Source organism: Citreicoccus inhibens (assembly GCF_019039035.1).
Lineage (GTDB): Bacteria > Myxococcota > Myxococcia > Myxococcales > Myxococcaceae > Citreicoccus > Citreicoccus inhibens.
The window spans coordinates 208,947-234,261 of sequence record NZ_JAHNZT010000004.1; the positions used below are offsets into that span (position 1 = coordinate 208,947).

At 69.6% G+C, this 25,315-nt stretch carries 26 protein-coding genes; 10 read left to right on the plus strand and 16 right to left on the minus strand.

The window, feature by feature from the left end; genetic code table 11:
- The first annotated feature begins 55 nt into the window (after positions 1-55).
- Both KRR26_RS07310 and KRR26_RS07315 read left to right on the plus strand, forming a co-directional pair.
- On the plus strand, positions 56-1,579 hold the full coding sequence (locus KRR26_RS07310) for a Ppx/GppA phosphatase family protein (protein WP_120205972.1): 1,524 nt from the start codon (positions 56-58) through the stop codon (positions 1,577-1,579).
- A 142-nt stretch (positions 1,580-1,721) separates the two neighbouring features.
- Positions 1,722-2,936, plus strand: coding sequence for a zinc-dependent alcohol dehydrogenase (locus KRR26_RS07315; RefSeq protein ID WP_120205970.1), 1,215 nt, complete (start codon positions 1,722-1,724; stop codon positions 2,934-2,936).
- 22 nt (positions 2,937-2,958) lie between these two features.
- Here KRR26_RS07315 and KRR26_RS07320 read toward each other — a convergent pair whose 3' ends face one another.
- Positions 2,959-3,639 carry an SDR family NAD(P)-dependent oxidoreductase gene (locus tag KRR26_RS07320; protein WP_217079460.1) on the minus strand — a complete coding sequence of 227 codons (681 nt, stop codon included), beginning with the start codon at positions 3,637-3,639 and terminating at the stop codon, positions 2,959-2,961.
- A gap of 86 nt (positions 3,640-3,725) precedes the next feature.
- On the opposite strand from KRR26_RS07320, the gene KRR26_RS07325 reads away from it, so the two are divergent.
- Positions 3,726-4,289 (plus strand): XRE family transcriptional regulator, encoded by a 564-nt coding sequence (locus tag KRR26_RS07325; protein WP_120205967.1) that lies wholly within the window; start codon positions 3,726-3,728, stop codon positions 4,287-4,289.
- On the opposite strand, the gene KRR26_RS07330 is transcribed toward KRR26_RS07325, so the two are convergent.
- Positions 4,256-5,035, minus strand: coding sequence for an alpha/beta fold hydrolase (locus KRR26_RS07330; RefSeq protein ID WP_120205965.1), 780 nt, complete (start codon positions 5,033-5,035; stop codon positions 4,256-4,258). The two genes, KRR26_RS07325 and KRR26_RS07330, sit on opposite strands and share 34 nt — an antisense overlap.
- 86 nt (positions 5,036-5,121) lie before the next feature.
- Between KRR26_RS07330 and KRR26_RS07335 the strand changes: the two genes are divergently transcribed.
- A complete protein-coding gene (locus tag KRR26_RS07335; RefSeq protein WP_120205964.1) occupies positions 5,122-5,847 on the plus strand; it encodes a helix-turn-helix transcriptional regulator in 726 nt (241 codons plus the stop codon).
- Positions 5,848-5,853: 6 nt separating this feature from the next.
- On the opposite strand, the gene KRR26_RS07340 is transcribed toward KRR26_RS07335, so the two are convergent.
- Together KRR26_RS07340 and KRR26_RS07345 are read right to left on the minus strand one after the other, a co-directional pair.
- Positions 5,854-6,630 (minus strand): spermidine synthase, encoded by a 777-nt coding sequence (locus KRR26_RS07340; RefSeq protein ID WP_233576882.1) that lies wholly within the window; start codon positions 6,628-6,630, stop codon positions 5,854-5,856.
- A 7-nt stretch (positions 6,631-6,637) separates the two neighbouring features.
- On the minus strand, positions 6,638-7,276 hold the full coding sequence (locus KRR26_RS07345; RefSeq protein WP_233576881.1) for a 2OG-Fe(II) oxygenase: 639 nt from the start codon (positions 7,274-7,276) through the stop codon (positions 6,638-6,640).
- Positions 7,277-7,330: 54 nt separating this feature from the next.
- Here KRR26_RS07345 and KRR26_RS07350 point away from each other — a divergent pair, with 54 nt between their 5' ends.
- The gene (locus KRR26_RS07350; RefSeq protein ID WP_217079461.1) at positions 7,331-7,945 is read left to right on the plus strand and encodes a DUF4230 domain-containing protein; all 615 of its coding nucleotides are present in this window, start codon (positions 7,331-7,333) and stop codon (positions 7,943-7,945) included.
- 4 nt (positions 7,946-7,949) lie between these two features.
- Here KRR26_RS07350 and KRR26_RS07355 read toward each other — a convergent pair whose 3' ends face one another.
- Together KRR26_RS07355 and KRR26_RS07360 are read right to left on the minus strand one after the other, a co-directional pair.
- A complete protein-coding gene (locus tag KRR26_RS07355) occupies positions 7,950-9,209 on the minus strand; it encodes a tetratricopeptide repeat protein (protein WP_233576880.1) in 1,260 nt (419 codons plus the stop codon).
- A gap of 10 nt (positions 9,210-9,219) precedes the next feature.
- Entirely contained in the window at positions 9,220-11,304 is a 2,085-nt protein-coding gene (locus KRR26_RS07360; protein WP_120205948.1) for a hybrid sensor histidine kinase/response regulator, read from the minus strand.
- Between the two features lie 60 nt (positions 11,305-11,364).
- On the opposite strand from KRR26_RS07360, the gene KRR26_RS07365 reads away from it, so the two are divergent.
- Together KRR26_RS07365 and KRR26_RS07370 are read left to right on the plus strand one after the other, a co-directional pair.
- Positions 11,365-12,165 (plus strand): DUF2270 domain-containing protein, encoded by an 801-nt coding sequence (locus KRR26_RS07365; RefSeq protein WP_120205947.1) that lies wholly within the window; start codon positions 11,365-11,367, stop codon positions 12,163-12,165.
- A gap of 135 nt (positions 12,166-12,300) precedes the next feature.
- Entirely contained in the window at positions 12,301-13,305 is a 1,005-nt protein-coding gene (locus KRR26_RS07370) for an isocitrate/isopropylmalate dehydrogenase family protein (protein ID WP_120205945.1), read from the plus strand.
- Here the strand turns inward: KRR26_RS07370 and KRR26_RS07375 are convergent, their stop codons facing one another.
- From KRR26_RS07375 to KRR26_RS07385, 3 genes are read right to left on the minus strand one after another with little or no spacing between them, the layout of a single operon-like run.
- A complete protein-coding gene (locus tag KRR26_RS07375; RefSeq protein WP_120205943.1) occupies positions 13,306-13,686 on the minus strand; it encodes a translation initiation factor in 381 nt (126 codons plus the stop codon).
- A gap of 11 nt (positions 13,687-13,697) precedes the next feature.
- Positions 13,698-15,095 carry a vitamin K epoxide reductase/DsbA family protein gene (locus KRR26_RS07380; RefSeq protein ID WP_217079462.1) on the minus strand — a complete coding sequence of 466 codons (1,398 nt, stop codon included), beginning with the start codon at positions 15,093-15,095 and terminating at the stop codon, positions 13,698-13,700.
- Positions 15,092-15,418 carry a cupin domain-containing protein gene (locus KRR26_RS07385; protein ID WP_217079463.1) on the minus strand — a complete coding sequence of 109 codons (327 nt, stop codon included), beginning with the start codon at positions 15,416-15,418 and terminating at the stop codon, positions 15,092-15,094. The genes KRR26_RS07380 and KRR26_RS07385 overlap by 4 nt, the downstream gene beginning before the upstream one ends.
- A gap of 38 nt (positions 15,419-15,456) precedes the next feature.
- On the opposite strand from KRR26_RS07385, the gene ygfZ reads away from it, so the two are divergent.
- Both ygfZ and KRR26_RS07395 read left to right on the plus strand, forming a co-directional pair.
- Entirely contained in the window at positions 15,457-16,533 is a 1,077-nt protein-coding gene (gene ygfZ / locus KRR26_RS07390; protein WP_217079464.1) for a CAF17-like 4Fe-4S cluster assembly/insertion protein YgfZ, read from the plus strand.
- Between the two features lie 10 nt (positions 16,534-16,543).
- Positions 16,544-17,350: a hypothetical protein gene (locus KRR26_RS07395; protein WP_120205937.1), complete on the plus strand. Its 807-nt coding sequence runs from the start codon at positions 16,544-16,546 to the stop codon at positions 17,348-17,350.
- A 175-nt stretch (positions 17,351-17,525) separates the two neighbouring features.
- On the opposite strand, the gene chrA is transcribed toward KRR26_RS07395, so the two are convergent.
- From chrA to KRR26_RS07415, 4 genes are all read right to left on the minus strand, one after another.
- Entirely contained in the window at positions 17,526-18,710 is a 1,185-nt protein-coding gene (gene chrA / locus KRR26_RS07400; protein ID WP_217079465.1) for a chromate efflux transporter, read from the minus strand.
- Between the two features lie 10 nt (positions 18,711-18,720).
- Positions 18,721-19,284, minus strand: a complete 564-nt coding sequence (locus tag KRR26_RS07405) for a hypothetical protein (protein ID WP_217079466.1) — start codon at positions 19,282-19,284, stop codon at positions 18,721-18,723.
- A complete protein-coding gene (locus tag KRR26_RS07410) occupies positions 19,281-19,883 on the minus strand; it encodes a hypothetical protein (protein ID WP_217079467.1) in 603 nt (200 codons plus the stop codon). The genes KRR26_RS07405 and KRR26_RS07410 overlap by 4 nt, the downstream gene beginning before the upstream one ends.
- A gap of 275 nt (positions 19,884-20,158) precedes the next feature.
- Positions 20,159-21,472: an FAD-dependent monooxygenase gene (locus KRR26_RS07415; protein ID WP_268905775.1), complete on the minus strand. Its 1,314-nt coding sequence runs from the start codon at positions 21,470-21,472 to the stop codon at positions 20,159-20,161.
- A 15-nt stretch (positions 21,473-21,487) separates the two neighbouring features.
- On the opposite strand from KRR26_RS07415, the gene KRR26_RS07420 reads away from it, so the two are divergent.
- Positions 21,488-22,168: a TetR/AcrR family transcriptional regulator C-terminal domain-containing protein gene (locus KRR26_RS07420; RefSeq protein ID WP_217079469.1), complete on the plus strand. Its 681-nt coding sequence runs from the start codon at positions 21,488-21,490 to the stop codon at positions 22,166-22,168.
- Between the two features lie 392 nt (positions 22,169-22,560).
- Here KRR26_RS07420 and cdiI read toward each other — a convergent pair whose 3' ends face one another.
- From cdiI to KRR26_RS07435, 3 genes are all read right to left on the minus strand, one after another.
- A complete protein-coding gene (gene cdiI / locus KRR26_RS07425; protein ID WP_217079470.1) occupies positions 22,561-22,911 on the minus strand; it encodes a ribonuclease toxin immunity protein CdiI in 351 nt (116 codons plus the stop codon).
- Positions 22,912-22,919: 8 nt separating this feature from the next.
- Positions 22,920-23,783 (minus strand): CdiA family toxin C-terminal domain-containing protein, encoded by an 864-nt coding sequence (locus tag KRR26_RS07430; protein WP_217079471.1) that lies wholly within the window; start codon positions 23,781-23,783, stop codon positions 22,920-22,922.
- Positions 23,784-24,202: 419 nt separating this feature from the next.
- Complete coding sequence (locus KRR26_RS07435; RefSeq protein WP_217079472.1) at positions 24,203-25,306, minus strand: transglutaminase-like domain-containing protein; 1,104 nt, start codon at positions 25,304-25,306, stop codon at positions 24,203-24,205.
- Positions 25,307-25,315: the final 9 nt, after the last annotated feature.

The following is a 25,315-nucleotide window of genomic DNA, read 5'->3' on the forward strand; positions in this document are numbered from 1 at the left end:
GAATGGAACCGCTGCGCTCGGGCGTTGTGAGGCCCTAGACTCCGCGCGCGACCCAATGCCTGCTCCCTCCACCAAGCCCCCTCACCATCCCGTCCTCGCCGCCATCGACGTGGGCACCAACGCCGTGCGCCTGGAGCTGGCGCGGCCCGACGCGGACGGCGCCCTGGAGACGCTGCACCAGGAGCGAGACCCCATCCGCCCCGGGGAGGGCGTCTTCGCCACCGGCCTCATGCCGGCGGAGACCGCCGATCGCCTGCTCTCCACGCTGCGGCGCTACGCCGCGCTGTGCCGGCGCCACAAGGCCCAGGTGCGCGCGGTGGCCACCAGCGCCCTGCGCGAGGCGCGCAACCGCGAGGACATCGTCCGGCGCGTGCACGAGGAGGCCGGGCTCCACCTGGAGGTCGTGAGCGGCAAGGAGGAGGCGCGCCTCATCTGCCTGGGCGTGCTGCACCGCAAGCCCGCGTCCACCCGCTCGCTCCTCGTGGACATCGGCGGCGGCAGCACCGAGGTCGCCACCGCGGTGGGCGAGCGACCCGACAACCTCTGGAGCCTCGCGCTCGGCTCGGTGCGGCTCACCGAGGTGTTCGACGCCTCCCGCAAGGTGACGCCCAAGCAGCTGCGCCTGATGCGCAGCTTCGTGTCCGAGGTCCTGCGCAAGACGCTGCCCGCGGACCTGCCCCCGCTGCCCAAGGTGGCCCTGGGCTCCTCGGGCACCATCAACGCGGTGGTGTCCTTCGCGGCGGGAGAGAACGGCGGCAACGCCACCGCGCGCCAGCTCACCCAGGCGGTGGAGACGCTGGCGGACCTGACCCCGGAGCGGCGGCGCAAGCGCTTCGACCCGCGCCGCGCGGACATCATCACCTCCGGCGCCGTCATCCTCGAAGGCGTGGTGAAGCACCTGGGCGTGGACTCGGTGAGCGTGGTCAACCGCGGCCTGCGAGACGGCCTGCTGGTGGACCTGCTCTACCGTCAGGACGAGACGCGCGACGACCACAGCCTCGCTGACGCGGCGCTCGTCATCGGCCGGCGCTTCCTCTTCGATGAGAAGCACGCCCGGCAGGTGGCGCGGCTGGCGCTGGCCCTCTTCGATGACCTCGCGGCGCTGCACCAGCTCCCGCTGTCGGCGCGGCCCCATCTGGAGGCGGCGGCGCTGCTCCATGACATTGGCAACGCGGTCAACTACGAGCGCCACCACAAGCACACGTACTACCTCATCCGCAACGCGGACATCCCCGGCCTCGCGGATGGCGAGCGCGAGGTGATTGCCCGCGTCGCCCGCTACCACCGCCGCAGCCCGCCCGACCCACGACACTCGGGCATGGAGGGCCTCACCCCGGCCGAGGTCCGCACCGTGCGCAAGCTCGCCACGCTGCTGCGCGTGGCGGACTCGTTGGACCGCAGCCACCACCAGCCCATCAAGGCGCTGAAGGCCAGCCACGGGCGAGACGGCGTGGCCATCCACCTCACCACGCGCCAGCCCGTGGACCTGGAGCTGTGGAACGTGGAGCGTGAGGTGCTGCCCTTCCGCCGCGTCTTCGGCAAGCGCATCTCCTTCCACGTGCACCACCCCCAGCGCTAGCGCCGCCCGTCCCCCTGGACGCCGTCCGACGGGGAGGCCCGCGCGCGTTGCCCCCCACCCCCGCCATGTCCAGCGTCCGAGGCGCGGGGCTCGCCATGAGCCCCACGGTCCTCGGAGTGGCCCCTCGGGCCAGGAGCGCGCGATGAAAGCGGTGGTCTTTCATGGAGTGGGCGACATCCGACTGGACGACGTGCCCGAGCCGCGCCTCGAGCAGCCCACCGACGCCATCGTCCGGCTGAGCGCGAGCGCCATCTGCGGCACGGACCTGCACATGATTCGCGGCACCCTGCCGGGGATGACGCCGGGCACCATCCTCGGGCACGAGGGCGTGGGTTACATCGAGGCGCTCGGCGACGACGTGCGCAACTTCGACGTGGGCGACCGCGTGGTCATCCCGTCCACCATCGCCTGCGGCAACTGCGTGTACTGCCGGGCCGGCTACACCTCGCAGTGCGACGTGGCCAACCCCCACGGCTCTGGCACGGCCTTCTTCGGCGGTCCCGAGTCCTCGGGCAGCTTCCCCGGCATGCAGGCCGAGAAGGTGCGCGTGCCCTTCGCGAACGTGGGGCTGGTGCGCGTCCCCGAGGGCGTCAACGACGAGCAGGCCATCCTCATCTCCGACATCTTCCCCACCGGCTACATGGCCGCGGAGCTGGCCGAGGTGACCCCCGGCGACACCGTGGCGGTGTTCGGCGTCGGGCCCGTGGGGCTGTTCGCCATCGCCAGCGTGAAGCTGATGCACGCCGGCCGCGTGTTCGCCATCGACTGCCATCCGGACCGCCTGGACCTGGCCCGGGCCCAGGGCGCGGAGGTCATCAACTTCGACAAGGAGGACCCGGTGGTGGCGCTGCGGCGGCTCACCGGGGGCATCGGCGTGGACCGCGCCATCGACGCGGTGGGAATCGACGCCGTGCATCCGCACCACGGCCCCGGCGGCCTGAAGGCCCGAGCGGACAAGGCCGGCTTCCAGCAAGAGCAACGGTCCACCACGCCCCACGCGAAGCCCTCGGGCGCCAACTGGGTGCCAGGGGACGGACCTTCCCAGGCGCTGCGCTGGGCCGTCGCCGCCCTGGCCAAGGCGGGCACCCTGTCCATCATCGGCGTCTACCCGGAGACCGCGCGCAGCTTCCCCATCGGCGAGGCGATGAACAAGAACCTCACGGTCAACATGGGCCACTGCAACCACCGCCCGTACATCCCCCGGCTGCTGGAGCTGGTGCGCTCGGGCGCGGTGGACCCGACCTCGGTCCTCAGCCACGTGGAGCCCATGACGGGCGCGCTCGAGGCCTACCGCAACTTCGACCTGCGAAAGCCGGGCTGGGTGAAGGTGGAGCTGGAGCCCATGCTCTCGCAGTAACAGGGTGCGCCGACCGGAGGCGTCACGCGGCCTTCGGCAGGGACGGCTCCGGGCCCGTGCCCGAAGGCAGGGCCTCGGCCTGCTGCTCCACCACCCCGACCAGCCGCGCCGCCACGCCGTCCGGGCACATCCGCACGTCCAGCTCCGCGGGGTCCACGGAGAGGAAGCGCACCCCGGTGCCCTCCAGCTCGGCGGCCCAGAGGCGGCCCAGGTGCTCCAGCGCCGCCCTGGACACGCCCGCAGCGCCCCAGCGCGGCTGCACCACCGCGCCCGAGGACACGTGCACCACCAGTCCCCGCCCTCGCCGCACCATGGCCTTCGCGATGGCCTGGGTGATGCGGAACGACCCCATCACGTTCGTCTCCAGCACGCTGGTCAGGTAGTCGCCCGCGGTGTCCAGCAGCGGCGACAGCGGCGTGCGCCCCACGGTGCTCGGGGTGTGCACCATCACATCCAGCGGGCCCACCAGCGACGTCGCCACGCTCACCAGCGGCTGGACCGCTCCCGCGGCGGCCACGTCAGACACCAGCCCGTACACCTCCAGGCCCTCTTCGCGCAGGGGATGGAGCGCGGCCTCCAACGCCTGCCCATCCTGCGCCACGCCCACCACGCGAACCCCGCGCCGCGCCAGGGCGCCCACCAAAGCCAGCCCGAGCCCTCGGCTTGCGCCGGTCACCAGCGCCGCAGTTCCTACGAGTCTCATGCGAACACCTCCGGACGCGAGACGCATTACCTCAGGCCTGCCCATTCGTTGGAACGCGCGCCATTCCTTTGGCAGATTGCCAATACATGAGCGACACCGAAGAGGACCTGGCGGGCCGACTGGCACGCAACATCCGAACCCTGCGCGAGCGCCGCGGCGCCACCCAGGCCCAGCTCGCGAAGCTGGCGAACGTGCCTCGGGCCACCTGGGCCCACCTGGAGTCTGGCGCCGCCAATCCCACCCTCACGGTGCTGCACAAGGCCGCGGCGGCCCTCCAAGTCTCCTTGGAGGAGCTGCTGGCCCGGCCCCGCGCGAACGCCCGGCACTACCCACGCGAGAGCCTGCCCGTGCGCATGCGCGGCGCCGGCATGCTGCGCAAGCTCCTGCCGGATCCGCTCCCCGGCATGGAGTTCGACCGGGTGGAGCTGCCCCCCAAGGTGCGCCTCACCGGCGTGCCGCACACCGCCGGGACGCGCGAGTACCTCGCCTGCGAGTCCGGCGAGATGATCCTCGTGGCCAGCGGGGAGCGCTTCGTGCTCGCGCCCGGCGACGTCGTCGTGTTCCGGGGCGACCAGAAGCACTCCTACGAGAACGCGGGCGCACGCACGGCGGTGGGCTACTCCGTCGTGCTGCTGGCGCCCCCCAGCTGAGCGAGGAACGCGTCCAGCGCGGCGTTCACCGCCTCGGGCGCATCCAGTTGGACCCAGTGCCCCACGCCCTCCATGGGCCGCGACGGCAGGTCCGCCACGAGCCGGTGATACGAACCCGGCGCGTCGTTGAACCGCGTGACGACGCTCAGCCGAGGCCCCCGGTAGCGCTTCAGCGCCGCCACCGGGTCGAAGGTGAGCAGCGCCCCCAGCGGTCCACGCACCGCCTCGCGCGGGGTCCGCCGCAGGTCCGCCACGATGCGCGCCCGCACCTCGGGGCGCGAGTCCGCGAGCATCGGTGACCAGAACTGCTCCACCACCTGCGCCCAGTCGTCCGAGGCGAGCGCGGCCATGAGCCCCTGGGCCTGCTCGGGCGGCATGTCCCGACCGTCCGAGGCCGGGTCGAGGAGGAACAGCCCGGCCACCGCGCCCGGGTGCGCGGCGGCCTGGGCCACGCACACCGCCCCGCCCAGGCTGTGCCCCACCAGCACGTAGCGCGTCAGGCCCAAGCCCCGCACCACCGCCTCGACGTCCTCCGCGAGCGCCTCCACCGAGTAGCGCCCATCCCAGGACAGCGCCGAGCGCCCATGCCCACGCAAGTCCAACGCGATGGCCCGCTGACGCCGGCGCAGGTGCGCGAGCTGCGCCGCCCAGTGCCCGGTGTTGCCCGCGCTGGCGTGGACGAACACCACCGGCACCCCACCCTTTCCCCCGTCGTCCACGTACAGCGCTCCCACGGGCCCTTGCATGACATCCCTCCCAAGTCGCTGGCGCGCGGCAGTGCGCGTCCAACGCCGCATTGAGTACGGGCCATCCCTGACAGAAACTGTCACCAATGGTTCGGACCGAGCGGGTGATGGGACTGTTGGATTTCTTGCGCGGGCGCGAGGCCACCCCGGTCGCGGAGATTGCCTCCGCGCTGAAGGTGAGCGCCCGAACGGTGCACCGGGACCTCGCCACGCTGCGCGGCATGGGACACCCCATCGAGAGCGACCCAGGGCCCGGCGGAGGCGTGCGCCTGGAGGGCGCGCGCGGGGTCACCGCCGTGCACCTCTCACCGGAAGAGGTGACCTCGCTGTGGCTGGCCGCGAGCTTGTCGGCCACGGCCACCGGGCTGCCCTGGAGCCGGAGCACGCGCTCGGCGCTCCACAAGCTGTTCGCCAGCGTGCCCCGCGAGAGGGCCCGCCACCTGCGCGCCCTCTGCGAGCGCGTGGTCGTGGGACGCCCCGCCTCCTCGCGCGTGCTGGCGGAGGTGGGACCGCCCTCGGAGGAGCTGCTCGGCGTGTTCGAGCGGGCCTTCGCCGCGCAGGTGTGCCTGTCCTTCGACTACCGGGACCGCCATGGCCAGCCGAGCCGACGCTGCGTGGAGCCGCACGGCCTGCTGGTGGAGGCCCCCGTCTGGTACGTGCTCGCGCTGGACGTCGAGCGGGACGCGGCGCGCATGTTCCGCATGGACCGCATCTCCCGGCCCCGGCTCGTCCTCGAGCGCCCCTTCGTGCCCGACTTCGAGGGCCTGCGCGCCCGAGCCCTGGCGCAGCGCGAACCGCCAGCGCCGGGTTGAGCGCGGCTACTCCAGCCCCGCGTCCGTCATCACCCGCGCGCCCTTCTGCCGCTGCGTAAGGGGGCGATAGCGCCGGGCCACCAGCGTGCTCAGCTTGAAGGGCAGGTCCCGCTCCCGCTCCACGCGCTCGGCCCGAGCCACCAGGGCCGCCTTGGAGTAGCGCTCCGGCCGCTCCAGGCCCACGAGGATGCGGTTCGTGGTGGGGGGCACCTCGAAGACGGACACGCCGTGGAAGCTCACCTGGTAGGTGCGCACCATGGCGGCGTAGTGCGGGTTGGCGGCGGACTCCCACAAGTTGCCCACCACCGCGCCGTTGCGAGCCAGCCGCGCCCGCGTGGCGATGAGGAACTCCCGCGTGGCGAGGTGACGCGGGATGTTCTCCGCGTCGAACGCGTCCAGGATGATGAGCCCGTATTCGGGCCCCTCGGCGTCCATGAAGGCCCGGGCATCCGCCACGTGCACGCGCAGCTGCGAGTCCTCCTGGAAGCCGCAGTACGTCTTCGCCGCGTCGACGACCTCGGGGTCGTTGTCCACCACGTCGATGTGGACCTCGGGCAGCACCGCGCGCAGGAACATCGGGATGGCCCCACCCCCCAGCCCCACCACGAGCACGCTCTCGGGCTCGGGCACGAAGGCCAGGCCCACCATGGCCATGCGCGTGTAGGGCAGCTCCAACCGCAGCGGCTCGCCGGGACGCACCGTGCTCTGCCGCGCCCCGCCCTCGCTGAGCCGCAGCGAGCGACGCCCCTCGTCGTCCTCGGTGACGATGACGCGCGAACTCATGGCGTGCTCAGCCGGCATCGCGCCCGTAGTACCACGCGGTGAGCGCCAGCCGGGGAACGTGCGTGGGCAGCACCTCGTGCTCCAGCCGCTCGCTCAGGAACACCACCAACGTGTCGAGCCGGGGCGGCACCTCCACGGGGTCCTCGCCGTCCGGATACAGCCGGAGCTGGCCCCCATGCGCGGGCTTCCAGTCCGAGTTGGCGTACCAGATGGCCGTGGCCCGCCGGTTGGACTGGCCCGGAAAGGCGTCCAGGTGCCGAGCGTAGCGCGCGCCTCCGCCGGGGTAGCACGCGAGCTGGAGGTCGAAGCGGCCCAGCCCCAGATAGGCGCCGGAGGACAACGCCTCGCCCAACGCCTGAAATCGCTCCCACAACGTCCCGAGCGCCGAGCCCGACTGGGGCAGCACCCAATCCACATGGTCTCCTCGCACGTGTGAATCCACCGTGCGGTCCGCGCCGCGCCGGATGCCTGCGGGATGCAACGTCCCCGCGGACACCCGAGCGCGTGCCTCATCTTGGACCGAGCGCGCCTCGACCTCTCCGAGGAGCGACGTCCGCAGGAAGTAGCCGCGCGCGCCCAGCGCCTCGACCTCCGCGTCCGTCAGCTCCACGGGCAGGGCCCCAGGGCCCCCCCACTGTCTGTGCATGAATGCACACGCTGCCCCAGACGCCCGTCCGTGGGAAGCGGATACACTGCGCGGATGGCGCGCCTCTCGCGAGTCCTCAGCGTCCTCGCCGCCGCGGTGCTCGGCGCGGCGGGCACATGGCTGCTCCTCCGTCCGCCCTCGCCTTCGCTGCCGGACACCCCCTCGGTGGTGCAGCAGATGCGCGACGTCGCGCGCCTGGAGACGCTGGACGTCTCCCTCTACAAGAAGGTCGTCTTCACGCCCCAGCCCGAGGCCCAGGACGCGCTCTGGAAGGACGTCATCGCCTGGGCGCGCTACACGCTCCAGGACCCGCACGGCCGCGCCATCGTCTTCGCGGACGCGCACCTGGGCTTCGACTTCCAGCGCTTTGGCCCGGAGAGCCTCCGCGTCACCGGCACCCGCGTGGACGTCGTCCTGCCGCCCTTGGAGGTCCAGGTTTCGCTGCGGCCCGGCGAGACGGAGATCATCGACTCCAACCTGGACAGCGCCCAGACGGCCGAGCTGCTGGAGAAGGCCCGCCTCGCCTTCGAGCGCGAGGTGCGCGAGGACGCGCGCCTCCAGGAGCGTGCCCGCCAGTCCGCGGAGCGCGCCCTGCGCGCACTCCTCGTCACCCTGGGCTACCGAGAGGTGCGCTTCGTCGACCGCCTGCCCCTGGGCACGGCCGGCTGAAGCGTCACGCGCGCGACAGTCCGTCCGCGGAGAGCCGGAACAGGCCCGGGATGCCGTCCGGCGCATGCCCCAGGCGGAGGAGCGCCTCGCGCGAGGCTTCGTCCGACTCGCGGCACACCAGCACCAGCTCACGCCGCCCCAGGCTCACCTGGAGCGGCCCCTCTCCGGCCTGGGACACCACGCGGCGCCACTGCGCGCGCGTCAGCAGCCGCGCGCCGTCGTGCCCGTCTCCCTCGGCCACCGCCCAGAGTCCGGTGAACGCTTCGGCCTGGCGCACCTCGCCCTGGTCGATGACCACCGGGTGCACCGGCGCGGGGCGCGCCTCCAGGTTGCGCCAGGCCGCCGCGTCCACCGCGTCCGCCGTCAGCCCCGCGCCCTCCAGCGCGGACGTCGGCAGGTAGCGCACGAAGTCCGCATCCTCCAGCACGTAGAATACGTCCAGGCCCGCGGGCCCCGGCCGGTGCAGCGCCCCCACCGCGCCCGCCGGGAAGTCCGCCGGACGCAGCACCGGACGCAGGCGCGCCTCGAGCCGCGCGTCCGCCTCCCCCAGCTCCGAGGACAACCCACCCAGCCGCGCCGCGAGCGCGTCCACGTAGGCCGTGAGCCCTCGCGTCCCGGGCGCCTCGCGATACGCGCCATAGAGCGAGCCCAGGTCCACCCGTCCCACGCCGCCCGTCGCGAGCTTGAGCAGGAGGTCCTTGCCCTGTCGGCGGAAGGCCACCCCCGCGCGCCCCAGCGCCGCGGCCAGCGCGGCGGTGAACTCCGGGCGCAGCACCTGCTCCTGCGGCGTGGGGGGCGGCGGAAGGTCCACCGCCTCCAGCTCCTCCTTCAACAGCCGCGTCTCCGCGTCGAACGGGTCGCGCGCGAGCGCATCCGCCACGTAGGCGCGGGCGCGCTCGGCCTCGCCCCGACGGAGCGCGAGCACCGCGAGCACCTTGAGCACCTCCGGGTCATCCGGCCCGAGCGCCATCGCGTCGCGCAGCTCCACCTCCGCGTCGCCGTGCCGCTCCAGCCCGAGCAGCGCGCGCGCCAGCCCCAGCCGCACCGGGATGTCGCGCGGGAAGTCGCGGCGCAGGGCCTCCAAGAGCGGCAGGGCCTCGCGCTCGGCGCCCGCGTTGACGAGCGCGTGGGCCACCACGAGCCGAGGCGTGGGGCCGCTGCCCATCCGAGCCGCGTCGCGCAGCGCGACCAGCTCCGCGTCGGCCAGCACGGCGCCGGACTCGACCTTGCGGCGCAGGTGCTCCAGTTCCAGGGGGGACGTCACGGCGCGGACTCTAGTGGGGGGCCTCGGCCCCGCCCAGCCCCGGGTCCGCGTCCGGAGGCTGCGGCGCGCCCTGCCGCCCGAGGAAGTCATCCAGGGCGCCCACGTCGATGGGCTTGCGGAACACCGCGTCCACCAGCGCGAGGCTGGCGCGGTTCTGTCCTCGCACGTCCATGCCCGTGACGATGGCCAGCAGCGCCTGGGGCGAGCGCTCGCGCAGCGCCTTCGCCAGCTCCCAGCCGGACATCTCCGGCATCACCGCGTCCAGCAGCGCGGCGTCAAAGCGGCGCCGGTCCCACAACTGGAGCGCCACCGCGGGGCTGTGGGCCACCTGCACGTCGTAGCCCTCCTCGGTCAGCACCTCGGCCATCATCCGCGCGTTGTCCAGGTCGTCATCCACCACGAGCACGCTGCGCGTCTGCTGGAAGCGCCGGTTCGGCTCCGGCCGGGTCTCGCCCTCGGCGGCGGGCGCGGAGGTGGGCGCACGCGCCTCCGTGACGCGCGGCAGCCGCACCACGAAGGCCGCGCCCGGTCCGCGCTCGGAGTTCTCCGCGGACAGCTCACCGCCCCAGCGCTGCACCTGCGCGCGCGCCACCGCCAGGTAGAGCGAGAGCTGGGGCGCCCCCGGGTCGCGGCGCAGCGGATCAAACAGCCGAGCCAGCTCGTCCACTTCGTAGGGCGGCCCCTGGTCCTCGATGCGCAGGGACAGCCAGGCGTCACCTTCGCGCCGCGTGGAGACGTGCAGCGTGCCACCGTCCTCCATGCGGTCGCGCGCGGACAACAACAGGTTCACGATGAGCTCGCGGAAGAAGCCCGCGTCGGCGCGCACCTCGCCCGGGCCCCGCAAGTCCAGCTCCACGTGGACGGGGTGGTCGCGCTGCTCCAGCTCGCCGCGCGACAGCTCCAGCGCCTCGCGCACCGTCTGGTCCACCGGCACGTCGGACAGCCGCTCCTCCGTGCGCTGGACGTTGAACTCCTGGAGCCGCGCCACCAGCTCGCCAATCTGCCGCACCGTCTTGTCGAGCGCCTCCAGGTGCTCGGGCTTGTACTCGCGCTGCAAGAGCGTGATGCGCAGCCTCAGCACGTTGAGGAAGTTGTTGAGCGCGTGCGCCGCGCCGCTGGCCAACTGCCCCAGGGCCTGCTGCCGCGTGCGCCGCAACAACTGGCCCTGGAGGCGTCGCAGCTCGTCGTGCGCGCTCTCCAGCGCCTTGGTCTTGTTGACGGACTCGGTGCGGTCCGTGAAGGTCTGGATGACGCCAGCCAGCTCGCCCTCCTCTTCCCAGACGGGCGTGGCGGACAGCTCCAGGGCGGCCTCCTCGCCGTCGGGCCGCTCCACCCGCATCATCACCCCGCGCACCGGGCCGTGCTCCCTGAGCGCGCGCAGGTACGGCATGTCCTGCGCGTGGAACGGCTCGTCGGACGGGTGGCGCGCGTTGACTTGAGACAGCACGGGCGCCATCGAGATGACGGGCCGCGCGCCCACCACCGCGCGCATGGGCACGCCCATCAGTCGGCTCACCGGCGGCGTGACGAAGGACACCGTGCCGTCCACCTCGGCCAGGAGGATGCCCACGTCCACGTGGTTGAGCACCGACTCCATCACGGCGGCTTCGCGAAAGCGCACCTCCTCCGTCTTCAGCACGCGCGCGTAGGACGCCTGTGCGGACGCGTCCGCCTCCCACACCAGCTCGGACACCAGCTCCGCCACGTGCGAATCCAACCGCCCGTTGCGCCGCGCGTAGACGTAGAAGATGACCTCCGCGAGCGACTTGAACTCGCGCGTGAGGTCCTCCGGTTCGAAGTTCTGTTCGTACCGGTAGGCCCCGTGCGAGCGCACCACCTCCGGCCACAAGCGGATGGCGTCCTCGCCCCGGTCCTTGAGCAGCCGGGCAAGCTCGGTCAGCAGCCGTCGCAGCGGCGCGCGCAGGTCCTTGCCGGGGATGTCCACTTCGTACGTCTCCGCGCGCAGGCGCTTGGCCCACAGGCGGGTGATGCGCTCGAGTTCCGTGTCGAGCAGCTCGCGGAGGGCGACGATGGCGTTGGCGGAGGGCACGCTCAGGCAGCAACGTGTGCACGGCGGCTCGGGCGGGCCACCCATGCGCCCGCTCGCCCGCTCATGGCCTGGGCCCCCGCCCGCCGCCACCTTTCGGGCGACCGCATGCCAACGAACGACCGAAGACAGGACGACCTGGAGCAGCCCCTCTTGTCGGAGCAGTCCATGGCCCAGCTCTATCGGGGGGAGCTGAGCCGCTCGGACACCTGGCGCACCCGCCTGGACACGACGACGAACTGGGCCCTCACCACCACGGCGGCGGTCATCTCGTTCGGCTTCGCGTCCCCGGACAGCTCCCACGTCACCTTCCTGGTGGGCATCTGGATGGTGGTGTCCTTCCTGCTCATCGAGGCGCGGCGCTACCGCTACTACGACCTGTGGAACCGCCGCGTGCGCCTCCTGGAGGACGGCTGGTGGGCGCCCATGCTCCGGCGCGAGCCCGTGGACCCGGACGCGCTGCGCGAGCTGGCGGTGGAGATGTCCCGGCCGCAAATCCAGCTCTCGCTGTCGTCGGCCATCGCCACGCGGCTCAACCGCGCCTACGGCCCCATCCTGATGGTCCTGCTCGTCACCTGGTTCTTCAAGGTGTACAGCCACCCGAGGCCCCCGGACTCGCTCGAGGAGTTCCTCGACCGCGCCCACGTGGCGTGGATACCGGGGGTGGTGGTGATGGGCACCCTCATCGTCATCACCCTGGCGGCGGCGTACCTGTTCCTCGCCTCGCTCTTCATCCGGGCGCCCCTGGGCGAGCTGCGCACCCGCCCTCGGGGCCGGCGCGCCGCCCTGTGGGAGTCCTTCTACCGGCCCTATGCCATCCACCATCGGCGCCGGACGCGGCGTCCCCCCGTGGCGCCCCCCGGCCCGCCCGCGCCCCGCCCGCCGTCTCCCCCGCTGTTCGAGCCGTAGCCCCCAGCCGCCCTGGCGGGCAGGCCCCAGCCCGCTGACGGACGCCGCCCGCGTTCATGGCGGCCATGTCCGAGGCTGAAGCCCGCGCGGATTCCTCCTTCCGGGGGCGGTGCTTTTGTGCTGTGTACCCCCGCCATGGCGAACACGCGCACTGTGACAATCATCAATGGCGACGGCATCGGCCCCGAGGTGACGGCGGCCACCCTCCGCGTCCTCGAAGCGCTCAAGGTCCCGCTCGAGTTCGAGTTCAAGGACGCCGGCAGCGAAATCGTGGCCAAGTTCGGCACCAACCTCCCGCACGAGACGGTGGAGGCGGTCCTGCGCAGCGGCGTCGCGCTCAAGGGCCCCACCGGCACCGTGGTGGGCGGCGGCCTGCCCTCCGCGAACGTGGGCCTGCGCAAGCGGCTGGACCTCTACGCGTCCCTGCGCCCCGTCAAGAGCGTGCCCAACGTGAAGACGCGCTATGACGGCGTGGACCTCATCGTCGTGCGCGAGAACACCGAGGACCTCTACGCCGGCCTGGAGCACATCATCGTCCCGGGCGTCGTCGAGTCGCTGAAGATCATCACCGAGAAGGCCTCCACGCGCATCGCCCGCTTCGCCTTCGAGTACGCCAAGAAGGCCGGTCGCAAGAAGGTGTCCGCCGTCCACAAGGCGAACATCATGAAGCTCTCGGACGGCCTCTTCCTGGACTGCTGCCGCAAGGTCGGCCGTGAGTTCCCGGAGATTCAGTACGAGGAAGTCATCATCGACAACCTCTGCATGCAGCTGGTGAAGGACCCGACCCGCTTCGACGTGCTGGTGACGGAGAACCTCTACGGGGACATCGTCAGCGACCTGTGCGCCGGACTGGTGGGCGGCCTGGGCCTGGTGCCGGGCGCGAACATCGGCGAGCGCACCGCCGTCTTCGAGGCCGTGCACGGCACCGCCCCGGACATCGCGGGCAAGGGCATCGCCAACCCCACCGCGCTGATGATGTCCGCGGTGATGATGCTGGACTGGATGGACCTGCGCGAGGAGTCCAAGCGCATGGCCAACGCCATCCTCAAGGTCTACGGCGACGGCAAGGTGCGCACCGGCGACCTGGGCGGCGGCGCGACCACCCGCGACTTCACCGACGCCGTCATCGCCGCGCTGTAATCAGCCGACGGTGACGCGGCGCACCCCCCGCGCTTCGAGCAGCGCGGGGAGTCGCTCCCGTTGATCGCCCTGGAGGACGAGCGTCCCGTCCTCCAGCGCGCCCCCGCAGCCCAGCGAGCCCTTGAGCGCCTTGAGCCACACCTCGAGCTGCGCCTCGGGCAGACCGAGCTGCTCCACCACCGTCACTTCCTTGCCGCCCCGCCCCTTGCGCTCCATGCGCACCACGGCGCGCGCGGGCCCCTTGGGCTCGGGCTTCGCCGCGGCCGGCTTGGGCGCGGGGCCGGTCGGCAGCGCGGCGCGCTGAGCGGCCAGCGCGGCGAACGGATTGTGGAAGGGCGCCGCGGGTGCCGGCGCCTCATCCTTCTTGTCGCGCTTGCCCATGCGACAGCGGCCTAGTGGCCGTGGCCCTCGTGGCCCGAGGGCTCGCCGGACATGAACACGCGCGGCGGCGGCAGCACCTGGAACTCGGGGGCGTTGGCGTTCCCACCCGCCAGCACGAGCGCGTAGAGCAGCGCCGGAGCAGGCGGCACCACGCGGCCGTTCACGACCACGAGCGGGGTGCCCTCCAGGTTGAACTTCATCGCGGCCTCCACGTCCGAGCGCAGCTTGCCCAGCGTCTCCGGGCTCGCCATGCACGCGTCCAGCTGCATGCGCGACATGGAGCCCGACGAGGCGATCTGCACCACGTTGTCCGTGTCCAGCATCGCCTGGGCGTTGAAGAGCTTCTCGCGCAGCTCCCAGAAGTCCGGCGCGCTCTCCAGGCACACCTGGGCCTTGGCGGCCTGGCACCGCACGCTCGGCGCGTCCGGGCCTCGGCGCGGCATGGCCGGGTTGCACATGCCATCCAGCGGGAACTGACGGGCCTCCACCGACACGGAGCCCGCCGGCACGCGCTTCTTCAGCACGGCCAGCTCCTCCACCAGCGCCTTGCAGTGGGGGCACTTGCTGTCCGTCCACTCGACAATCTTCACGGGCGCGTCCGCCGGACCGTACAGGCGACGCGGCGGCGTGGAGAACGGCTGCGGCGTGGCCGCGCGGTACTGCGCGAGCGCGTCCGACAGGCCCTGGCGCTGCTCCACCGTGAGGCTCCCCAGGAGCAGGTCCAGCGTCAGCGGCGTGGTGGCCGCGGCGCTCGAACCACTCTCGGACGAGGACGCCGTCGTGGGCGGGAGGATGACCCCGGGCTCCGAGGCCTTCGGGGTGGCGCTGCCCGGCAGCAGGGTGACGATGAACGCGGCCACCGCCATTCCCACCGTCCACTTCAACGCGGGCGCCAGCTCCCCGGCGCGCGGCATCACCGGCGCGGGCAGACCGCGCCACGCCACCGCGACGAAGGCGAGCACCAGCACGTAGGTGCCCAGACAGGTGAGACACAGCGCGCCCACCTGCGCGCTCGCGGCGGCGAACGTCACCACGGAGACGACGCCCGCGGCGGCCACCAGGCGCAAGCCCACGGCGGCCGGGCGCACGTCCCGACCCGCGCGGGCCCACACGAGGTACAGCGACGCGAGCCCCACGGCGACCAAGCCCCACACGAGCCCGAGGCCCGCCACGGGCATGCCGAGCAGCTCGTGCACGCGGCTGGCGAACGGCGAGTTCCACACCGTCTCGCAGTTGACGTGCTCGGAGATGCCGCAGACGGTGCTGCCGCCCTCGCGGAGGGTCAGCAACTGCGTCCACTGGAAGAGGGACAGGACACACTCGGCGACCCCGAGCAGCAGCAGCAAGGACGCGCCGCGCGTGGGGACGGAGGGAGTCGGTGGGGCCTTGGCTGGGGCCTTCTGGCTCATACGTGCTCCGGAGGAGGGGTCATCAGGACGAGGAGGCGGGCGGGTTCCGGGCCGTCATTGGCGACCCCGTGCTCCGCGCCCGCGGGGGCGAAGACCGAGGCGCCGGGCCCATGGGTCTCTTCCTCGGTGCCCACGCGAAAGCGACACCGGCCCTCCAGGACGACATAGACCTTGTCGGAGCTGGTGTGCCGGTGGGGCTTCTGCGACTGGCCCGCGGCCAGGCAGTAGACATCCAGGAGGAAGCGCCCGGACTGGAAGACGGCGTGTTTCTGGAGCTTCTCCAGGGAGAACCCCTGGAAGGACGACAGGTGCTTCACATCCATCGTGGCAAACGCTCCTTCGCCTCTATATAGCGACGGACATGGAACCGCTGTCGCTGCATTTTGTTCACGAGCGGGCCGGGGCCCGCTTCTTTTCCGTGGGCGGCCGCGAAGCAGTGGCCGGGTATGGGGACGACGTGGGCGCCGAGTATCGCGCGGCCCGCGACGCCGTGGGGCTCCACGATGCGTCCTACCGCGAAATCCTCCGGATAACCGGGGAGGACCGCGCCTCCTTCCTGCACGGCATGGTCACCCAGGAGGTGAAGGGCCTCCCGGTCGGCTCGGCCGCCTATGCCGCCCTCATCACCGTGAAGGGGGCCATGGTGGCGGACGCCCGCATCCTCAAGCGGGAGGACGACCTCGCCCTGGACACCGAGCCCGGCCTGGGCGCCAAGGTCCGGGAGTTCCTGGAGAAGTACCTCATCTCCGAGGACGCCGAGCTGCACGACGCCACGGCCGAACTGGGGTGGCTGCGGCTGCTCGGCCCCCGGACACCCGCGGTGCTGACCGCCGCCCTGGGCGCCCCGTTCGAGCCCCTGGCGCACCAGGCGAGCCGGACGGCCACGCTGGGCGGGCAGGAAGTCCGGCTGGTGGGCAACACGTCGCTGGGCGCCTCGGACGTGGACGTGCTCGTCCCGCGCGCGGGGCTGGAGGCGGTGTGGACGGCGCTGACTGAAGCCGGCGCGGCCCAGGGCATGCGCCCGCTGGGCTTCGAGGCGCTGGAGCTGCTGAGGGTGGAGGCCGGGGTGCCTCGGTATGGCCAGGACATGGTGGACACCACCATCCCGCTGGAGGCCAACCTCACCCACGCCATCTCGTACAACAAGGGTTGCTACATCGGGCAGGAGGTCATCGCCCGCGCCACCTTCCGCGGACACATGAACCGCAAGCTGGCGGGGCTGTTGCTCGGCGAGGCGGACGTGGCGCCCGGCACCGAGCTGCGCCGCGGCGGCAAGAAGGTGGGCTGGGTGACGTCCGTCGTGCGCTCGCCCACGCGGGGACAGCGGGTGGCGCTGGGCTACGTGCACCGGGACTCGCTGGAGCCCGGGACGGAGCTGACCCTCGCCGAGGGCCCTGCCACGGCCACCGTCTCCACCCTGCCCTTCCCGCCGGGGTAGATTCGGCCTCATGGCCACCTCCTCGTGCTCGCTCCCGCGCCCGCGCTGGCTGCTCGCCGCGCTGGCGATGCTGTCGCTCACCGGCTGCTTCGACATGGTGGAGGACGTCTGGCTGCACTCGGACGGCTCGGCGCGCGTGCGCGTGGACCTGAGCATGCCCCGAGCGCTCCTGCCGCTGGCACAGGCTGGCGCAGAAGAGCCGATGGCGCGCCTGAAGGGACGCACCCAGGCCGCCGAGGTCCGGCTGAAGAATGACCCGGACCTCTCCCACTTCGAGCTGACCTACACCGAAGAGGGAGCGCTGCTCCACGTCATCTACGACCTGACCGTGAAGGACGCCACGCGGCTGTCCACGCTCCAACAGCGGGCCCTGGACGTCGCCACGACGGAGGAGCGCGCGCAGCTCGGCGGATTGTGGGGGCTGCGCATCGAGAAGCCGTCGAGCGGAGAGGCCCTCTTCGTGCAGCGCTTCGAGCCAGACCAGCCCAGCGCGCGGGTGGACACCGACCTCGCGGACGCGGCGGCGAAAGAGTTGGGGCACCGGTTGGCGCTGGCGCTCTTCGCGGACCACCACGTCACGGTGAGGGTGCACGGCGAGAGCATCGGCGAGACGAACGGCACGGTGAACCCGCAGAAGGACTCGGTGGAGTGGAAGATGCCACTGGCGGACTTCGTGAACGGCAACAATCCGGGCCGAGAGCTGCGCGCCGTCGTGTACACGGGGGCGCCCGCGTGGCTGTGGCCGCTCGTCATCGGAGTGCCGCTGGCGACACTGGGACTCGCCATCGCCTCGGTCCGTCGCAGGCGCGCGCCGTAGGCCGATGAAGCATGCGGCGCATGCACGTCAAGCCCAGATGCCCCTCCGCTACGTGAGGCGAGCTGCCGCTCCGAACGTCCCGCCAGACCGAGCCGCATCTCGCTTCGCAGCCGAGCGCTGGGCCTGACGCCTCACCGGCGCCGCGCGCTCCACGCCACGACTCGAAGCGCCACGCTCAACCCGCCACGAGCATCCCCACCGCGCCTCCGCCGAGCACGAGCCACGCGGAGTTGATGCGGAAGCGAAGCAGCAACACGGCGGACACCACCGAGAGCGCCACCGTCCATCCATCCACCAGCGCCGAGCGCCCGAGCTGCCACGTCACCAGCGCCATGAGCGCGAGGGACGCGACGTTGACACCATCGAGCACCGCGCCCGCCGCCCATGAACGCCGCAGCCGAGGCACCAGCGGACCACTCACCGCGACGAAGAAGAACGACGGCAAGAAGATGCCCAACGTGGCCACCGCCGCACCGGGCGCACCGCCGAGCACGTAGCCGATGAACGTCGCCGTGGTGAACACGGGCCCAGGCGTCACCTGCCCCACCGCCACCGCATCGAGAAGCTGAGCCTGGGTGAGCCAGCCCCAGCGCTCCACCAGGTCCGAGCGCAGGAAGGCCAGCAGCACATATCCGCTGCCGTAAAGGACCGAGCCCACCTTGAGGAAGAACAGGAACAGGCCCTGAAGGCTGAAGGGAGTCGCGAGGGCCGCCACGCCCGAGGGCACCACGGGCCACAGCGGGACCAGACTCGCCAGCGAGGACGGAGTCCCCTGCTTCCACCGAGTCATCGCGCGAGCCACGAGCACGGCAAGTCCCGCGAGCAACAACACAAGCAGCTCGTTGACGCCCAGCGCGCTCGCAATCACCGCACCCACGCCCAGCCCCGCGAGCCCGGCGGCCTTCACGGTGGAGCGAAGCAGGCCCCACAGGGCCTGGAGCACCACGGCGATGATGACGGGTTTCACGCCATACAGCAGCGCGTCCGCGCGCGGCAGACTGCCGAACCGCACATAGGCCCAGGCAATGCCCGAGACGATGAGCGCGGCGGGAAGGATGAAGCAGGCCCCCGCCACGATGAGCCCAAGCCACCCCGCGCGCCGATGTCCGAGGTGGATGGCCAGCTCGGTGGAGTTCGGGCCCGGGATGAGATTGCAGGCACCCAGCAGGTCCACGAACTCCTCGCGCGACAGCCAGCGACGGCGGCGCACGACCTCGTCCTCCATCATCGCGATGTGCGCCGCGGGGCCACCGAAGGCGGTGGTCCCCAGGCGAAGGAACAGCAGGGCCAGCTCCGCGAGCGCGGGCCCCCGAGCGTGCGGCGCCTCGGGCTCGGAGGAAGGTTCGCGCGGCTGAGTCATCCGCCGGACCCTACCCGCGTTCCTCCGCCGCCTTCAGCAACGGATGGACGACATCGCCCGCCGACGACAGCGGCGCACAGCGTCCGCGGCCAAGCCGCCAGGCCAACCCAAGCGCCGGCAACGCGAGCAGGTCCGTCACATCCATCACATGCGAGACCGGCCGCACCGAAGGCCGAGGCTGACCCACGCCCCAGGCGCGAACAGCCCGAACCGGCCACTGCATGCCCCCGAGCCCCCAACGCCAACCCTCCGCCGCGAGCCGAGACACCTTGGTCGCGGAGAAGCCGAGCCCCGCCGCCAGGATGCAACCCCAGAGCACATGCCGCGAAGGATGGAACTCCCCCTTCACTCCAGCGCGAGCCACTTCCCAGAGGGCCTGAAGCAGCAGTGGGAACATGACGAGCCCCGCCACATCCGACAGCTTCCCGGTCCACCACGACGGCCAACGGGCCTTGAAGACATGGTCATTGAGGACGAGCACGCCCACGGCCAGCAGCATGCCGGGATGCAACAGCATGCTGCCGGGAAAAGGACGCGAAGAGGCCGTCGCATGATGGCGCGGCGGATGGCTCATGGCTCGAACACGCCCACCGCGAAGTCTTCGGGCATGGCGGGGTGACCATCGACATGCACGTTCGCCAGCATGTCCCATTCGATGTCGACAGTGCCCTCGGCGACGCCGCGCTCCAGTTCGAAGCGAACGGTCATCGGAAAGGCACACGGCGCAGCCTCATTCGAACGACAGTCCGGCGGAGATGACACGAAGGCGCGCTCGCTCAGCGTGACTGTCTCGCCCGGCCCACCGAGGGTGACCGCCGAGCCCAGCAACGGAGGAGAGCTCCCGGGCTGCTCCAACACCACCCGCAGCCAGGGGCGCGCGGACTGGGAGGGATTCGTCGGAGTCCAGCGCGCGGTGGCTCGGACTTGGAGCGCCCCCTCGACCCGTCCGAAGAGGTTCTCCTTCGAGGAGACCTGCACCACGACATTCCGGGTGACACTCGGCTCCTGGGACGTGAGCTGCACGGGGGTGCCGGTGCGCGGGGGTGAAAAGATATCGGGGGACGAAGGCGCGGAAGTGGCAACCACGCTCGCGCACGCCACCAGCAACGCGAGTCGCGCGGCCCAGGGGTGCGCACGAGGAGGGATGAACGAACGCAGGGACTGCGGAATCACCTGAAACGACGGCCTCGTGTCTGACATTGCCTCGGCTGGACCTTTCCCCGAGAGCCCCATGGCCGCCCCCGAGCACCACACTGAAGTCATCGCGAGCGAGCGCGCGCTCCGGGCCCGTAGCAAGTCAGGTGCCACCTCGCGCCCACAGATGGCCAGCAGTCCCGAGCCTCCCAGCACGCCCAAGTCGCGACACCCATGTCATGGAATCGAATCCCTCGCGAAGCCCAGTCGGCGGACCTCGACGCTCTGGCCCAGCCACCGGCCCAGGCGATACCTCAGGTCGAGATCCGAAGCACCGGCAGGCCCGCGTAGTGGTCGACGACATCGCGCCCGATGCGCGCGATGTAGCCATCAGGGCGAACGAGCACCTTCGAGTCCCCGCGCGACAGCAACGTCGCCCCGGGATGACGGAGCACATCGAAGACACGCTGCCCATTGGGCAATCGCCCATCCGGCATGCGGTCACCGGGGTGAAGCTCGCCCACGGGTGCGCCCGACGAGAGAGCACTCTCCCGATAATGAAGCCCGAGCTGATTCGTCAGAGCGCCGCGCTTGAGCGAGCGATTCACATACAACGTGCGACTCAGGTTCAAGACAGCAGCGGCAACAGGGAGTCGCTCGGCCTGATAGCTGTCGAGAATCGAGTCCGGGCCGCCACGCAGTGCCCATGCGAGCTTCCACCCAAGATTCCACGCATCCTGAACACCCGTGTTGAGCCCTTGGCCGCCCGTGGGCGGATGCAGATGCGCCGCATCACCCGCGAGGAAAACGCGCCCCCCCCGATAGCGCTGCACCATGCGAGCCTGCGGGGTGTAGCTCGATGACGTGAGCACCTCGGTGACGCGGCACTTGCTGACGGACTCAATGAGTCCCGCCACGTCCTCCACCTTGGCGCACGTCACCTGGAAGAAATCGGAGTGCGGCATCGGGCACAGCCCGAGCATGCCGCCTCGAGCCCAGGGCCAGACATGCCAGTCCTCGCGAGACAACCCCTCGACCTTCACATCGCCGACGAGCAGCGTCTTGTCCTCCACGGTGGAGCCCACCAGCCCGAACCCCAGCGCCTTGCGGACGGCGCTCCGTCCCCCATCGCAGCCCACGAGATAGGCACACCGGACGAGCACACCCTCCGAGAGCGCCACCTCGACCCCGTCGTCGCGCTGGACGAACGACTCGAAGCGGCGGCCGTACTCCACTGAGACGCCCAATTCGGCGAGGCGCGCGCGGAGCACGCCTTCCGTCTTGAACTGCGGCACTTGCAGCAGGTTGGGATACGGCGTCGCCGCAGTAGGCGCGTGACGAGTCCCGAGCGAGCCGCCGCGAAAACTGAACGGACCGAAGTGGAAGCGCAGGCGCTGGTAGAGACCACCCGCCTTCGCAATCTCGGGCATCACCCCAAGCAGGTCGAAGATCTCCTGAGTGCGAGGCTGAATCCCCTTCCCGCGAGAGCCACGGGAAGGCTCCACGGCCGCATCGACGATGCGCACCCTCACGCCCCGCCGAGCCAGGTCCACGGCGAGCGTCAGCCCCGTAGGCCCCGCGCCGACGATGAGCACCTCTTGTTCGTACACCATACGAATCATCCTCATCGTACGATGTACGGAATGCAAGGACGGTCGAAGAAGCGAGCGAGGAAGCAGGAGGCGACCCAGTCCATCTGGACACGCGAGGAGCCAGGCGCAAGGCAGCCCAAGCTCTCGCGAGCGAAGATTGCGGAGGCGGCCATCGCCATCGCGGACACCGAGGGCTTCGACGCGGTGAGCATGCGAAGCGTCGCTCAGCGACTCGGAGGCTCGACGATGAGCCTCTACTACTACGTGAAGACCCGAGCCGAGCTGTTGGCCCTGATGGACGACGCGTTGATGGGGGAGCTGTTGCTGCCCACTGTGAGCAAGAAGGGCCCACAAGCCCTCCTCGACATCGCGCTCGGCACGGCAGAGATGTTGCGGAGACACCCCTGGGCACTGGTGGCGATGCGAGGAGCGCCGCCAGGCCCCAACGCGCTCCGCCACGCGGAGCAGTGTCTAGAAACCCTGGCCGAAACAAAGCTCTCCGCGAAGGAGAAGCTGACGCTATTGGCGATGGTGGACGACTATGTCTTCGGCCACGCCCTCCGAGAAGCCGAAACACAGACCCCAACGGACGAAGCCCTCGCCAAGAAGTTGCTGGCGACAGGAGACTTCCCAAGGCTCGAAGAGACCTTCCGCCACGGCAAGCCAACCCCCGACCCCAAGCGCCTCCGCCGAGGACTCGAAGCCCTCATCCGACTGTCCCTCCCAATCTGACCAAAGGGGCGAGCGCTCAGTCGCACGAATCCCAACAGAGCTTCTCAGGCTGGGGGTTCAGAAATTACTTATCTGCTTTCGCCTTGAGAGCGCAGCCACAGAGAAAACCCTGAAACTTCACATCTCGAGCACACAATCCAAAACCACCAGGAGAGAGACGCCAACCAAAGCGTTCGCCCAAGCGACATTTACCAGTCACACCAATAAACAACCTGACAAACCTGTCACCCGTACAATAGAGGCGACTCCACCTCTCTCCAGAGCAAGAGCATCAGCCCCGCCCAGCGGCACACTACCCACACATCAATGAGGTCACGGAGCGGCAAGTAGTAATACATGCCAACCTTCTTCACTTTCATCCCCGGCCAACAAGTTCGGCGGCGCCCCTACTCTCACCCCAAGAGCCCCGTCCCCCATCGCAGCAAGAGAGACTCCAACTTTTGCTTGTCTTCAGGGTGCTCTCGAACGTGCGCTCGGCAGGCCTCAACCAGAAACTGCCGAAAGACAGGACAACCCGCAATCACGACGTCCTCATACAAGGAAAAACGTACACCATCAAAGCGAGGCTCGCCGGGATCAAGGTCTCCAGGAAAATCGCAATCTACACCATCGAGACCTCTCCCCACTCCATTCAGCAATCCCTCAATCACGTCCACAAACTCGCCCGCGCCAATCGCATTAAAGAACGCCTGCATAGGAAAAAGTGGATCGAAATCTGAAACAATCGAAATTCGCTTATCCATTCCGACTCTCAAAAATCAGGGAAGAAGCTCCTCACCGCACCTGAATCATCAAGATACCCCCGCATCCTAATGCCTTCTGGAGTTGTCCCGGACCATTCACGAGAAAGACGCCCCTCAGCCTGCGCCTCTGCCGCTGCCTGTCTACCCCACTGCAGATACTGCTCATTCGAAATCACCTTCGGGTCATAAACCGTCTTCTCGAATATTTTCGCCTTCCACGTTCCCGCTGGCTGTCCAGCAGCATCCAGTGCGGCCACTTGATAGTGTACTCGCTGAACGCCCTGGATAGTCGGGTGAGCCTCCGTCTTCACAATATTAATCTCCTTCGAATACTTCATAAACTCTTCAAGGCTATGCGCCCCGCCAATCCCTTTCTTGCGGTCGACAGCAAAGTCTCTTTCAATAATATGTTTTTCATAGTCCGCACGAATACGAACAAATCCCCTTCCGGCAAGACTGAAATCACTCGACTCTCGCGCAGCACGGCTTTCGTTCAGGTTCGCCAGCAACCGCTCTCTCATCGCGTGCTGTTCGAAATTACTGGCCTCTCGTGCAGCGCGACTCTCCGCCAAGCTAGATAGAATTCGCTCACGCGGGGAGAGAGCTAGTCGCGCCTCAGCAAGCAATGCCTCCCGAGCCATCACAGCACGGTATGACTGCCGAGAGTAACCCAACATAACAAGGTTGAAACCCGTCAGCCCGCACGACATCGTGGCCCCATCGTCCCTGGAGATGTCGTCCCCACACTTGTAGGCAATTACAAAAGTATTCGCCATCCCCAGCGCGCTAGCCGTTACCGGATCGACAATCTGTTGATCACCCGGGTTGTGGCCCTTGGAACTGAGGAGGGAGACCCCAGCCCAAACCATCATCCCGGTCTTTGACAGAAACGCAGGGGAAGTGACAGCTGCTATGTAGCCTGTCTTGATGGCGCATGCAGTCTCACTCCCAGCGACGCAATCATCCCGCATTGCAGCGAAACCAGCGTTCAGGCAACTACTAGGCCCCCCAGCACACGCATTCTGGAGGTCTGGCGGCAGGAACTGATTGCCGTACCCATCATTCGCTGCCCGGCCATCCGGGTCCGTGTACCGAAGCGGATTGACGTGGGCATAAGTCCAGGGATGCAACCCAATGGGGTTCTGAAGAAGTTTCTGGCGCTGGAGAATGTCGCCAAGCAACGGGTCCTCCGAGAGGAACCGGCCAGTGCCGGCGTCATACCAGCGCGCAAAGACAGACAGCGGCATCAGCAACAGCAGCGCTACTAGCCAACGGGCTCCTACTACACGCCTCACTTGCCTCCTCCTTCGTCCAGGTCCAACGGCTGAAGTTTTGCGCATTTATTACCAGGCGCGGGGCCGCAAACGTTTGCACACACACTCAAAACAGACCCAGGGTCTCGTCTGGCACGCTCAAAAAGGAATGGATCTGCCGCGAGTGCAAACTGGATAGGTCGCCCCCCCGGATTGAATAGGGAGGAGACATCAAATGGTTCGGGTGGCGGCTTCTTGGCCCCCACCTCGGTGCCTCCCATTTTGGACACCCTTGTCCAGTAATCCTGAACCAAGGGATGTGGAGCGCCTAGCCGAGTAGCTTTCTGACTGTAGACCAAGGCGCGGCGTGCATCATCCTTCACCCTGGGCGTCTTGTGGGGAGGAATCCTCCCACCCGGCGATTGGACAGACACCCGCATGGCCGCCAGATAATTAAAGACCAATGCCAGGTTCCAATTCGCCGTAATGCTGCGCGGATGAACCGTAAGGGCCAACTCGGACAGACGCGCTCCAAGCCCCACGTTCCAGTCATTCACGAGACGCGCGGCTACTTCAGCAATGAGCGCCCCTAGAAGCTCTCTCTTGGAAAGAGAGCGCATCATGGCGCCAGAGGAGACCGCCTCTGACGGGACTTCCAAGTCTTGGATGATGCGCTCGTCACTTGCCTCGCCCCCGCCGGAGGTGGCCTCGATGTTGGAGCGGTACGAGCCCTCCTGGTAGCGCAGGAAGAAGTGCTGCGGAGCTTCCACGATGGCCACCGGATAGTCCAGACGCTCCGCCACCACGAACCAGAGGACAGGCAGCGAGACACAGTTGCCCTTCTTCGTGGCCAACAGCCGCCACAGCGACGAAGCGTCAAGCCGCCGCCCCATTGGGTCGTCTTTGTCGTAGGTGAAGCCATTCTCCCGGAAGAGGACTTGGTTGATGGCGCGGATGCGGTAATCCGGGTCCGTCCGGGAGCCCACCAGGGTACGCACCTGTCCCGCCAGCAAATCGATACGCCGCCGCCCCTCAACAACGTCCGTGTCAGCGTCCACGAAGGTACCCAAGCGCAGTGCTGCATCACCGATGTTGAGCCTGTCCTCCGGAAGCGAGAGCAGTGCCCGGACCACGTGCACCATCGGCGGCTC

What these genes read in the sequence shown, in the direction of transcription:
- KRR26_RS07310 (WP_120205972.1), top strand. Translation starts at nt 56, where the DNA reads ATGCCTGCTCCCTCCACCAAGCCCCCTCACCATCCCGTCCTCGCCGCC.
- KRR26_RS07315 (WP_120205970.1), top strand. Translation starts at nt 1,722, where the DNA reads ATGAAAGCGGTGGTCTTTCATGGAGTGGGCGACATCCGACTGGACGAC.
- KRR26_RS07320 (WP_217079460.1), bottom strand. Translation starts at nt 3,639, where the DNA reads ATGAGACTCGTAGGAACTGCGGCGCTGGTGACCGGCGCAAGCCGAGGG.
- KRR26_RS07325 (WP_120205967.1), top strand. Translation starts at nt 3,726, where the DNA reads ATGAGCGACACCGAAGAGGACCTGGCGGGCCGACTGGCACGCAACATC.
- KRR26_RS07330 (WP_120205965.1), bottom strand. Translation starts at nt 5,035, where the DNA reads ATGCAAGGGCCCGTGGGAGCGCTGTACGTGGACGACGGGGGAAAGGGT.
- KRR26_RS07335 (WP_120205964.1), top strand. Translation starts at nt 5,122, where the DNA reads ATGGTTCGGACCGAGCGGGTGATGGGACTGTTGGATTTCTTGCGCGGG.
- KRR26_RS07340 (WP_233576882.1), bottom strand. Translation starts at nt 6,630, where the DNA reads ATGAGTTCGCGCGTCATCGTCACCGAGGACGACGAGGGGCGTCGCTCG.
- KRR26_RS07345 (WP_233576881.1), bottom strand. Translation starts at nt 7,276, where the DNA reads ATGCACAGACAGTGGGGGGGCCCTGGGGCCCTGCCCGTGGAGCTGACG.
- KRR26_RS07350 (WP_217079461.1), top strand. Translation starts at nt 7,331, where the DNA reads ATGGCGCGCCTCTCGCGAGTCCTCAGCGTCCTCGCCGCCGCGGTGCTC.
- KRR26_RS07360 (WP_120205948.1), bottom strand. Translation starts at nt 11,304, where the DNA reads ATGGGTGGCCCGCCCGAGCCGCCGTGCACACGTTGCTGCCTGAGCGTG.
- KRR26_RS07365 (WP_120205947.1), top strand. Translation starts at nt 11,365, where the DNA reads ATGCCAACGAACGACCGAAGACAGGACGACCTGGAGCAGCCCCTCTTG.
- KRR26_RS07370 (WP_120205945.1), top strand. Translation starts at nt 12,301, where the DNA reads ATGGCGAACACGCGCACTGTGACAATCATCAATGGCGACGGCATCGGC.
- KRR26_RS07375 (WP_120205943.1), bottom strand. Translation starts at nt 13,686, where the DNA reads ATGGGCAAGCGCGACAAGAAGGATGAGGCGCCGGCACCCGCGGCGCCC.
- KRR26_RS07380 (WP_217079462.1), bottom strand. Translation starts at nt 15,095, where the DNA reads ATGAGCCAGAAGGCCCCAGCCAAGGCCCCACCGACTCCCTCCGTCCCC.
- KRR26_RS07385 (WP_217079463.1), bottom strand. Translation starts at nt 15,418, where the DNA reads ATGGATGTGAAGCACCTGTCGTCCTTCCAGGGGTTCTCCCTGGAGAAG.
- ygfZ (WP_217079464.1), top strand. Translation starts at nt 15,457, where the DNA reads ATGGAACCGCTGTCGCTGCATTTTGTTCACGAGCGGGCCGGGGCCCGC.
- KRR26_RS07395 (WP_120205937.1), top strand. Translation starts at nt 16,544, where the DNA reads ATGGCCACCTCCTCGTGCTCGCTCCCGCGCCCGCGCTGGCTGCTCGCC.
- chrA (WP_217079465.1), bottom strand. Translation starts at nt 18,710, where the DNA reads ATGACTCAGCCGCGCGAACCTTCCTCCGAGCCCGAGGCGCCGCACGCT.
- KRR26_RS07405 (WP_217079466.1), bottom strand. Translation starts at nt 19,284, where the DNA reads ATGAGCCATCCGCCGCGCCATCATGCGACGGCCTCTTCGCGTCCTTTT.
- KRR26_RS07415 (WP_268905775.1), bottom strand. Translation starts at nt 21,472, where the DNA reads ATGAGGATGATTCGTATGGTGTACGAACAAGAGGTGCTCATCGTCGGC.
- KRR26_RS07420 (WP_217079469.1), top strand. Translation starts at nt 21,488, where the DNA reads ATGCAAGGACGGTCGAAGAAGCGAGCGAGGAAGCAGGAGGCGACCCAG.
- cdiI (WP_217079470.1), bottom strand. Translation starts at nt 22,911, where the DNA reads ATGGATAAGCGAATTTCGATTGTTTCAGATTTCGATCCACTTTTTCCT.
- KRR26_RS07430 (WP_217079471.1), bottom strand. Translation starts at nt 23,783, where the DNA reads ATGATGGTTTGGGCTGGGGTCTCCCTCCTCAGTTCCAAGGGCCACAAC.
- KRR26_RS07435 (WP_217079472.1), bottom strand. Translation starts at nt 25,306, where the DNA reads ATGGTGCACGTGGTCCGGGCACTGCTCTCGCTTCCGGAGGACAGGCTC.